The sequence below is a fragment of the Sphingomonas sp. genome (assembly GCF_032114135.1).
Classification (GTDB): Bacteria; Pseudomonadota; Alphaproteobacteria; order Sphingomonadales; family Sphingomonadaceae; genus Sphingomonas.
This window is the reverse complement of record NZ_DAMCTA010000004.1, coordinates 141,685-149,603: the sequence shown is the minus strand read 5'-3', so window position 1 is coordinate 149,603 and position 7,919 is coordinate 141,685. Positions and strand designations below refer to the sequence as shown.

General features: G+C 64.6%; 7 protein-coding genes and 2 pseudogenes. 6 read left to right on the top strand and 3 right to left on the bottom strand.

What is annotated here, in order from left to right; translation table 11 throughout:
- Window positions 1–189 precede the first annotated feature (189 nt).
- From RT655_RS17820 to RT655_RS17810, 3 genes are all read left to right on the top strand, one after another.
- Window positions 190–1,098, top strand: coding sequence for a zincin-like metallopeptidase domain-containing protein (locus tag RT655_RS17820; RefSeq protein ID WP_313539431.1), 909 nt, complete (start codon window positions 190–192; stop codon window positions 1,096–1,098).
- Window positions 1,095–1,304, top strand: a complete 210-nt coding sequence (locus RT655_RS17815; protein WP_313539429.1) for a sigma factor-like helix-turn-helix DNA-binding protein — start codon at window positions 1,095–1,097, stop codon at window positions 1,302–1,304. The genes RT655_RS17820 and RT655_RS17815 overlap by 4 nt, the downstream gene beginning before the upstream one ends.
- Window positions 1,305–1,375: 71 nt before the next feature.
- Window positions 1,376–2,299: a HEPN domain-containing protein gene (locus RT655_RS17810; RefSeq protein WP_313539427.1), complete on the top strand. Its 924-nt coding sequence runs from the start codon at window positions 1,376–1,378 to the stop codon at window positions 2,297–2,299.
- Window positions 2,300–2,341: 42 nt separating this feature from the next.
- Here the strand turns inward: RT655_RS17810 and RT655_RS17805 are convergent, their stop codons facing one another.
- The 3 genes from RT655_RS17805 to RT655_RS17795 form a co-directional block, all read right to left on the bottom strand.
- Window positions 2,342–2,851, bottom strand: a complete 510-nt coding sequence (locus RT655_RS17805; RefSeq protein ID WP_313539425.1) for a MucR family transcriptional regulator — start codon at window positions 2,849–2,851, stop codon at window positions 2,342–2,344.
- Between the two features lie 100 nt (window positions 2,852–2,951).
- Window positions 2,952–3,164 carry a conjugal transfer protein TraD gene (locus RT655_RS17800; RefSeq protein ID WP_313539422.1) on the bottom strand — a complete coding sequence of 71 codons (213 nt, stop codon included), beginning with the start codon at window positions 3,162–3,164 and terminating at the stop codon, window positions 2,952–2,954.
- A gap of 16 nt (window positions 3,165–3,180) precedes the next feature.
- Window positions 3,181–3,504, bottom strand: a complete 324-nt coding sequence (locus RT655_RS17795) for a conjugal transfer protein TraD (RefSeq protein WP_313539419.1) — start codon at window positions 3,502–3,504, stop codon at window positions 3,181–3,183.
- A 171-nt stretch (window positions 3,505–3,675) separates the two neighbouring features.
- Between RT655_RS17795 and mobQ the strand changes: the two are divergent.
- The 3 genes and pseudogenes from mobQ to traA form a co-directional block, all read left to right on the top strand.
- A pseudogene (gene mobQ / locus RT655_RS17790) lies at window positions 3,676–4,212 on the top strand (MobQ family relaxase); the annotation flags it as partial.
- A 61-nt stretch (window positions 4,213–4,273) separates the two neighbouring features.
- Window positions 4,274–5,400, top strand: a protein-coding gene (locus RT655_RS17785; protein ID WP_409530295.1) for an IS3 family transposase whose coding sequence is annotated in 2 segments (ribosomal slippage) — window positions 4,274–4,526 and window positions 4,526–5,400 — 1,128 coding nt in all. Because the reading frame shifts where the segments join, the coding sequence is not laid out codon by codon here.
- A gap of 24 nt (window positions 5,401–5,424) precedes the next feature.
- Window positions 5,425–7,917: pseudogene (traA, locus tag RT655_RS17780) on the top strand (Ti-type conjugative transfer relaxase TraA); the annotation flags it as partial.
- Window positions 7,918–7,919: the final 2 nt, after the last annotated feature.

Here is a 7,919-nt window from a genome sequence, read left to right as displayed (position 1 = left end):
GGGCGGGGGGAGCGTCGCTCGCCTCTAGTCCTGCCGCGGCATGCCGCAAGCCGGGCGGTGCCCGGCTCCTCCACTCCGTTACGGCCCTGCGGGTGCGGCCTGCCTCTGACGGCAGGACTGCCGGTTCGCTCCTGCCGCTCCCCCCGCCCTTCCGGCGCCGGTTGCGGTGTTTTGAAAAGGAGCAGGATCATGGGTGTCAGGAATGAAAACCGGGCGAGCCTCTATGCCGAGGTGACGGGCCGGGTAATTGCCGAGCTGGAGCAGGGGCGGCTGCCCTGGGTGCAGCCTTGGGATGCGGCGGCGTGTGGGTGTGCGATGCCGGCCAATGCCGTGACCGGGCGGCGCTATTCGGGAATCAATGTGCTGATTCTCTGGGCGGCGGTGATCGAGGGGCGCTATGCCTCGCAGCGCTGGCTGACCTTTCGGCAGGCGCGGGCAGCGGGCGGTAGCGTGCGACGCGGCGAGCGGGGGACGACGATCTGCTATGCGGATCGCTTCACCCCGAAGGACGAGGTCGAGCGGGCGCGCGATGAGGATCGCGAGGCGCGGCAGCTGGCGTTCCTCAAGCGCTTCACCGTGTTCAATGTCGACCAGTGCGAGGGGCTGCCGGAGCGTCTGACGGTGGTGGCGCAGGGCGAGCCCATGGCAGAAGCCGACCGCATTCCCGCCGCGCACGTGCTGATGGAAGCGTGCGGGGCAGATATCCGGATCGGGGGTGGCGAAGCCTATTACAGCCCGAAGGGCGACTATGTCGCGGTGCCGCCGCAGCTCGCTTTCTACGACCGCATCAACTGGTATCGCACCGTGCTGCACGAGCTGGGGCACTGGACCGGACATGGCTCCCGCCTCCACCGCGAACAATCCGGCGCATTCGGCAGCGCTGCCTACGCCCGCGAGGAGCTGGTTGCCGAGATGGCGAGCGCGTTCACCTGCGCGTCGCTGACGATCCGGCCTACCGTTCGGCATGCGGATTACGTCAGCAGCTGGTTGGCGGTGCTGCGCGAGGATGAGAAGGCGATCTTCCGCGCGGCAAGCGCCGCCAGCAAGGCGGCCGATTACCTGCTCGGGTTCGTCTCGGACGAGGAGGCGGGGCAATGATGCGCTGGCTTCGACTGCGGCGGATGCGCCGCGCCTTTCGTGCGCTGCCGGAGCGAGATCGAGCAATTTTCGGATCGGTGCGGTTCGATGATTGCGATTACATCGAAACGGCCCAGCGGCATGACTGCACCGTGGAAGAAGTCGAGCAAACCGTCGCCCGCGTGCTGATCGCGCTGGGTCGAGCGGAGCGGGGCGAACAGCCATGACCGAGGCCACACCTCGTCCGGCGAAGCTGGGCCAGGTGTACGCCGCGGCATCAGCGCGTTAGGATCGATCCATGAGGACCAGCCTCGACCATCTGCCCCCAGCCAAGCAGCGCGAGCTGGAGCGTGTCGTCCAGATCCTGTTCCAGGAATTCGGCGACGCGATCGCCATTGCCACGTCGGACTGGAAGAAGCAGGCGCGCATCCTCAAGGTCATCCTCTACGGCAGCTACGCGCGCGGCGGCTGGGTCGATGAGCCCCACACCGCAAAGGGCTATCAGTCGGACTTCGACCTGCTGGTCATCGTCAACAGCGACAAGCTAACCGACCGCGTCGAGTTCTGGGCGACGGCCGAGGATCGGCTCAACCGCGAACTGGCGATCACCAAGACGCTACGCACCCCCGTCAATTTCATCGTGCACACCCTGCAGGAGGTGAACGATGGGCTGGCGCACGGGCGGTACTTCTTCATGGACGTCGCCCGCGACGGCATCGCGCTCTACGAGAGCGATCCGAGCGAACTGCACAAGCCGAAGCCCAAGACGCCGCCGCAGGCAGTGGCGATGGCCCGAGAGTATTTTGAAGAATGGCTGCCGGCTGCGATGTCACGCTTCAAGCTAGCGCGGTATGCCATGGCAGAAGGCCTCAACAAGGACGCGGCATTCGACCTTCATCAGACCGCCGAGCGCTTGTATCACTGCGTGCTGCTAGTCTGCACCTTCTACACGCCCCACGTGCATAATTTGGCCTTCCTGCGTACCCAGGCAGAGCGCATCGACCCGAGGCTGATCGACGCTTGGCCGCGCGATCAGCGCGTCGATCGCTCGCGGTTCGAGAAGCTGAAGGAAGCCTATGTGAAGGCGCGCTATTCGAAGCATTACCGCATCAGCACCGAGGAACTGACGTGGCTGGGCGAACGCGTCGAGGTGCTGGGACAGGCGGTGCAGGTGATCTGCGAAGAGCGCATCGCGGCGCTGGAGCAAGCTGCCGCCGCATGATCGTCGCGCGCCGAGGCATCGAGCCTCGGCGCGCGATTGAATTTAGGCAGTCGGTGCCGCCTTCGCGCGTGGCTTGCGCGCGGGCTTCGGGGCTGGCGTTTCAGCAGGCGCATTGCGTGCTGCGCGGCCCTTGGCACCCAGGCCGATCTTGTGCGCCATCGCGCGGCGCTGTTCCGAATAGGTCGGCGCCACCATCGGATAGTCGGCCTTCAGATTGTAGCGCGCACGATATTCCTCGGGCGTCAGACCGTGCGTGCTCAGATGCCGGCGCAGCGTCCGGTACGGCTTGCCGTCGATCAGTGAAATGATGTGGTCTTTCGAGGCCAGCGATTTGCGGACCGAGACGGCCGGCGTGAATTCTTCCGACGCAGGTTCTTCGCTCGCAACTTTCGCGCTCGCGACGCCACCTGAAAGCTCAATCACATCTGCATGCATCTTTCGCAGAAAGGTGGAGACATCGTCCATCGTCGCGCGATTGTTCGGGTTTGACAACCAGGCAATGGTGAGGTCGCTTGCGAGTTCAACGGGATCGGTATTGCTCTGCTCAGACATTCTGCGTCCCTGCTCCTTGTTTTGCGGCATGCTGCCGACAACAGGATTATAGGAGCGTGCGTACGCCGTCTGCTAAAATATGCTGGAAGGCGCGGCGACATTACTCATTCTGCAGCTGCTCGAACGCGCGACGTCCACGTCTTCGCCATAACGTAAGCGCGTGATCGCGTTGTGCGCCTTTGAGCGTGGCGGCAGCGTCGATCATCACGCCGAACAATACGGCGCGATCATCGTCGGTAAGTTCGACAAGTCCGGCTTTTGCGACCAACCCGCCCAGCTCGATCAGCTGGCGCGTTCGTTCGCGGCGCTTCACCACCCATTCCCGGGTGTCATTCCGCGCCCGCTGGGCTTCCAGCCGGTGCCGTGCCGCCGTCAGCTGCCGCAGCTGATGCCGCACGCGGACGAGCGCCACCGCGAGCTTTGCCCTGCCGCTGAAAGAAGTCAGCGCCACGCTGGCGCCAGTCCTCCCGTGCGATCATGTCGGACGCGCTAACAGCGGCGAGCAGCGCGCCCGCCAGTTGCTCGACTGCCAGCGCATCGGCACCGGTCGCGACCACCAGTTCGCCGAGCTGCTGGAGCTTGGCTTGTTTGAGCTGTCGCGCCTTGTTGTCGAGCGCCTTCAGCTCCGAATCGAAGTCACGTGGTTTGCGCATCGAAACCTCCAGAGTTGATGGGTGATGTTTCGTGATTTAGGAACTGCGTCGATCAGCGCAAATGTCGTGAAACATCTTGGGATGATCACGTCGCGAAAAAGATGAAATCTTTTGAGGGCGCGCTTATACGTCGAGCCGACGTCGCTTGTTTTGGTGTAAGTGAGTGTCGCTATGGCGATCTACCATTTCTCGGCCAAGATCATCAGCCGCGCCAGCGGATCGTCGGCGCTGGCCGCTGCCGCCTATCGCTCCGCCTCGCGGCTCCACGACCAGCGGCTCGATCGGGATCACGACTTCTCGAACAAAGCGGGCGTGGTGCATTCCGGAGTGCTGCTGCCGGACGGCGCGCGCGAGTATCTCGCCGATCGGGAGAAACTGTGGAATGCCGTCGAAGCGGTGGAGCTGCGCAAGGACGCGCAGCTTGCCCGCGAGATCGAATTCGCGATCCCGCGCGAGCTGAACCAGGCCGAAGGCATTCGGCTCGCGCGCGAGTTCGTCCAGGAAGAGTTTGTGAACCGCGGGATGGTCGCTGATCTCAATGTGCATTGGGATGTCGGTGCTGATGGCGAAGCGAAGCCGCATGCCCATGTCATGCTGGCATTGCGCGAGGTGGATGCCGAGGGTTTCGGCAAGAAGAACCGCGACTGGAACCGCACCGACCTTCTGGAGAAATGGCGCGAGAGCTGGGCCGGCCACGTCAATGCGCGATGACGTGCTCCCCTGAAACTCCTCCAGTTTGAGGTAGAGTCCTCGATCAAGGAGGACGAAGATGAAGCGCAGCAGGTTTTCAGAAGAGCAGATCATCGGGATTCTGCGCGAGCAGGAGGCCGGGTCGTCGACGGCAGACGTGTGTCCGAAGCACGGTGTAAGCAGCGCGACGTTCTACAAGTGGAAGGCGACGTATGGCGGCATGGACGTGTCGCAGGCGCGCAAGCTGAAGGTGCTCGAGGACGAGAACGCGCGGCTGAAACGGCTGCTGGCCGATGCGATGCTCGACAATGCGGTGCTGAAGGAAGTTGCCGCAAAAAACTGGTGAAGCCTGCCGCTCGCCGAAGGGCTGTCGAGGACGTGCGGCAGATCTTCGGCATCAGCGAGCGTCGGGCATGCGCCATTCTGAGCGTGGATCGGTCGTCGATGCGCTATGCGCATCGGCGTGGTGATGATGGCGACCTGCGGTCGCGGCTTCGCGAGATCGCGCTTGAGCGCCGTCGGTTCTGCTATCGGCGGCTTGGGATCATGCTGGCCCGAGAAGGGATCGTCATGAACCACAAGAAATTGCTGCGGCTGTATCGCGAGGAGAATCTGCGGGTCCGTCGTCGCCGCGGCCGCAAACGGGCGATGGGCACGCGGGCGCCGATGGCGCACCCGCAGGGGCCGAACCAGCGGTGGAGCCTGAACTTTGTGAGCGATACGCTGGTGTGCAGCCGGCGCATCCGCATCCTTGCCGTCGTCGACGACTTCACGCGGGAGAACCTGGCACTGGTGGTGGATACCTCGCTGTCGGGCGCTCGTGTCGCTCGCGAGCTCGACGCGATCATCGCGGTGCGCGGCAGGCCCCTGATGATCGTCAGCGACAACGGGACCGAACTGACCAGCCTGGCGATCCTGCGCTGGGCGCAGGACCGGCAAATCGAGTGGCATTACATCGCGCCGGGCAAGCCGCAGCAGAATGGCTACATCGAGAGCTTCAACGGTCGCTTGCGCGACGAGTGCCTGAACGAGACGCTGTTCGCCTCGCTGAGCCATGCCCGCTCGGTGCTGAGCAACTGGCGAAACGACTACAATCATGTGCGGCCGCATAGCGGCATAGGCGGGCTGACGCCTGCCGATGCCGCCAAGCGCGTTGTGCAAACCCACCCGCCAGGGCATCCTGGCAGCCCCGGACTCTACTTATGAGTGGAGGAGAAAAGGGGAGCACGTCAGCGACTGGCGGAACTGGATATCGATGCACGGGTCGATCACCGCTCGTTGGAAGCGCAGGGTATCGATCTCGAACCGCAGCACAAGATCGGTCCGGCAGCGGCGCGGATGGTCAGACAGGCGCTCACCTCCGAGCGGCTGGAAGAGCATCACGGGATCGCGCACGCTAATGGTGAGAAGCTGCTCGCCAGTCCGGCGCTAGCGCTCGATGCGATCACCCGCACCCAAGCGACCTTCACCACGCGCGATCTGGCGATGTTCGTGCATCGCCATAGCGAAGGGAAGGAGCAGTTCGATCAGGTGATGGCGGCGGTGCGCGCGGTGCCCGAACTGGTGAAGCTGGGCAAGGACAGACGCGGCGAAGACCGCTTCACCAGCCGCGACATGATCGAAACCGAAGCCCGGTTGGAGCGGGCAACCGTAAAGCTCGACGCCAGCCGTAACCATGGCATGGACGAGCAGCATCGCAAGCTCGCCTTGGCGCGCGCAGAGATGCGCGGACTGGTGTTGTCGAGCGAGCAGCGCAGCGCCTTCGATCATGTCACCAGTGGCAAGGACCTGGGCGTTGTCGTCGGCTATGCCGGCACCGGCAAATCGGCGATGCTTGGCGTCGCCCGCGAAGCGTGGGAGCGCGCTGGCTATCAGGTGCAGGGTTTGGCGCTTTCGGGCATCGCCGCGGAGAATCTGGAAAGCGGCTCAGGCATCGCGTCGCGCACCATTGCCAGCATCGAGCATCAATGGGAGCAAGGGCGCGAACTGCTGACCGACAGGTCGATCCTGGTGATCGACGAAGCTGGCATGATCGGTACGCGCCAGATGGAGCGGGTGATCGCCGAAGCCGAGAAGCGCGGCGCCAAGGTGGTGCTGGTCGGCGATCCCGAGCAGCTCCAGGCAATCGAGGCCGGCGCCGCGTTCCGCTCGGTCGCAGAGCGGCACGGCGCCATCGAGATCACCGACATTCGCCGGCAGCGCGAAGACTGGCAGCGGCTGGCGACGCGTCAGCTCGCGACCGGGCGCACCACAGAGGCGCTGGAGGCCTATGCCGGTGCCGGCATGGTCGTCGACTCGGACACGCGAGTCGAGGCTCGAACGGCGCTGATCGCGCGCTGGGACCAAGAGCGGGTCGCCGATCCGGGTGCGTCACGCGTGATTCTCACGCACATGAACCAAGAATGCGATGAACTGAATGCGCTGGCCCGGGATGCGATGAAACGCAGTGGGTCCTTAGATGCTGATATTGCTGTCGAAACCACCCGCGGAGAACGCTTGTTCGGGGCTGGCGACAGGGTCATGTTCCTGCGCAACGAACGCAGCCTGGGTGTGAAGAATGGTAGTCTCGGCACCATCGAACAGGTCGATCACGCCCGCATGGCGGTGCGGCTCGACGATGGCCGCCAAGTCGCTTTCGACCACAAGAACTATGGCGACGTCGCCCATGGCTATGCTGCAACCATTCACAAAGCGCAGGGTGTCACCGTTGACCGCGTCCATGTGCTGGCGACGCCAGGGCTCGACCGGCAAGCTGCCTATGTCGCCCTGTCGCGGCACCGCGATGCGGTGCAGCTCCATTATGGCCGTGACGATTTCGCTGACCAGCGCAAACTGGCACGCACGCTGTCGCGCGACCGGCCGAAGGACAATGCGCTCGACTATGAGACCGCCGCCGAGCGCTTCGCCGCCCGGCGCGGTGTCAAACGGTCGCGCATCCTCGACACGCTTGCCAAGGAGCCACTCGCCGAACCCGAGCACAGCGCGCCTGCACCAGCACGGCGCCGCGGCATGTTCGCCGGGTTGCGGCTGTCCATTCCCGAGCCCGAACGGACACCAATCAAGCTGCGCTTCGATGGGCTCAAACTCTCGGTGCCGGCGGCTGCGGCCGAGACATCCGCAACCCAGAAGCTGGAGCGGGCGGTCGAAGGCTATGCGCGTGCCGTGCAGGATGCGGATCGCATGACCGGCCAGGGCCGTGCGCCGCTCGAAGTTCAGAAGGCCGCGCTCACGCGCACCGCCGAGGCGGTCAACGCGCTGCATCCCCACGGCGCCCATGATCTCGAGGCGGCATTCCAGCGAACGCCGGGGCTGATCAGCGAAGCCGCCAATGGCCGCACCGCCAATGCCATTCGCCAGATGCAGCTGGAGGCCGAGGTGCGTACCAATCCGGAGATGCGGGCAGACCGGTTCGTGCAGGCCTGGCAGCAGCTTCAGGCGCGACGGGGCAAGCTGAGCGGGTGGGAGAATGAAGAGAAGCGCGCAGGTGTCGAGAATGCCATGCGTTCGATGGCGAAGGGGCTGGAGAAAGATCCAGTGCTCGGCGCCGCCCTCAGCCGCAGGGGGAGTCAGCTGTTCGGGCGGCAGTGGTCGCCTGAATGGGCACCGGGCAGCCGCGATGGCGGTGTCGCCCGCACGCTCGGCGATGACGCCCGCACCCGCTCGGTCATCCGGCAGCTCACCTTCTCGATCGATCGCGATCGGGGCCTTGGGATTGGAATGTAGCC

Excerpts from the sequence above, each read along its gene's own strand:
- RT655_RS17810 (WP_313539427.1), top strand. The coding sequence starts at position 1,376 with ATGAGGACCAGCCTCGACCATCTGCCCCCAGCCAAGCAGCGCGAGCTG.
- RT655_RS17815 (WP_313539429.1), top strand. The coding sequence starts at position 1,095 with ATGATGCGCTGGCTTCGACTGCGGCGGATGCGCCGCGCCTTTCGTGCG.
- RT655_RS17820 (WP_313539431.1), top strand. The coding sequence starts at position 190 with ATGGGTGTCAGGAATGAAAACCGGGCGAGCCTCTATGCCGAGGTGACG.
- RT655_RS17805 (WP_313539425.1), bottom strand. The coding sequence starts at position 2,851 with ATGTCTGAGCAGAGCAATACCGATCCCGTTGAACTCGCAAGCGACCTC.
- RT655_RS17795 (WP_313539419.1), bottom strand. The coding sequence starts at position 3,504 with ATGCGCAAACCACGTGACTTCGATTCGGAGCTGAAGGCGCTCGACAAC.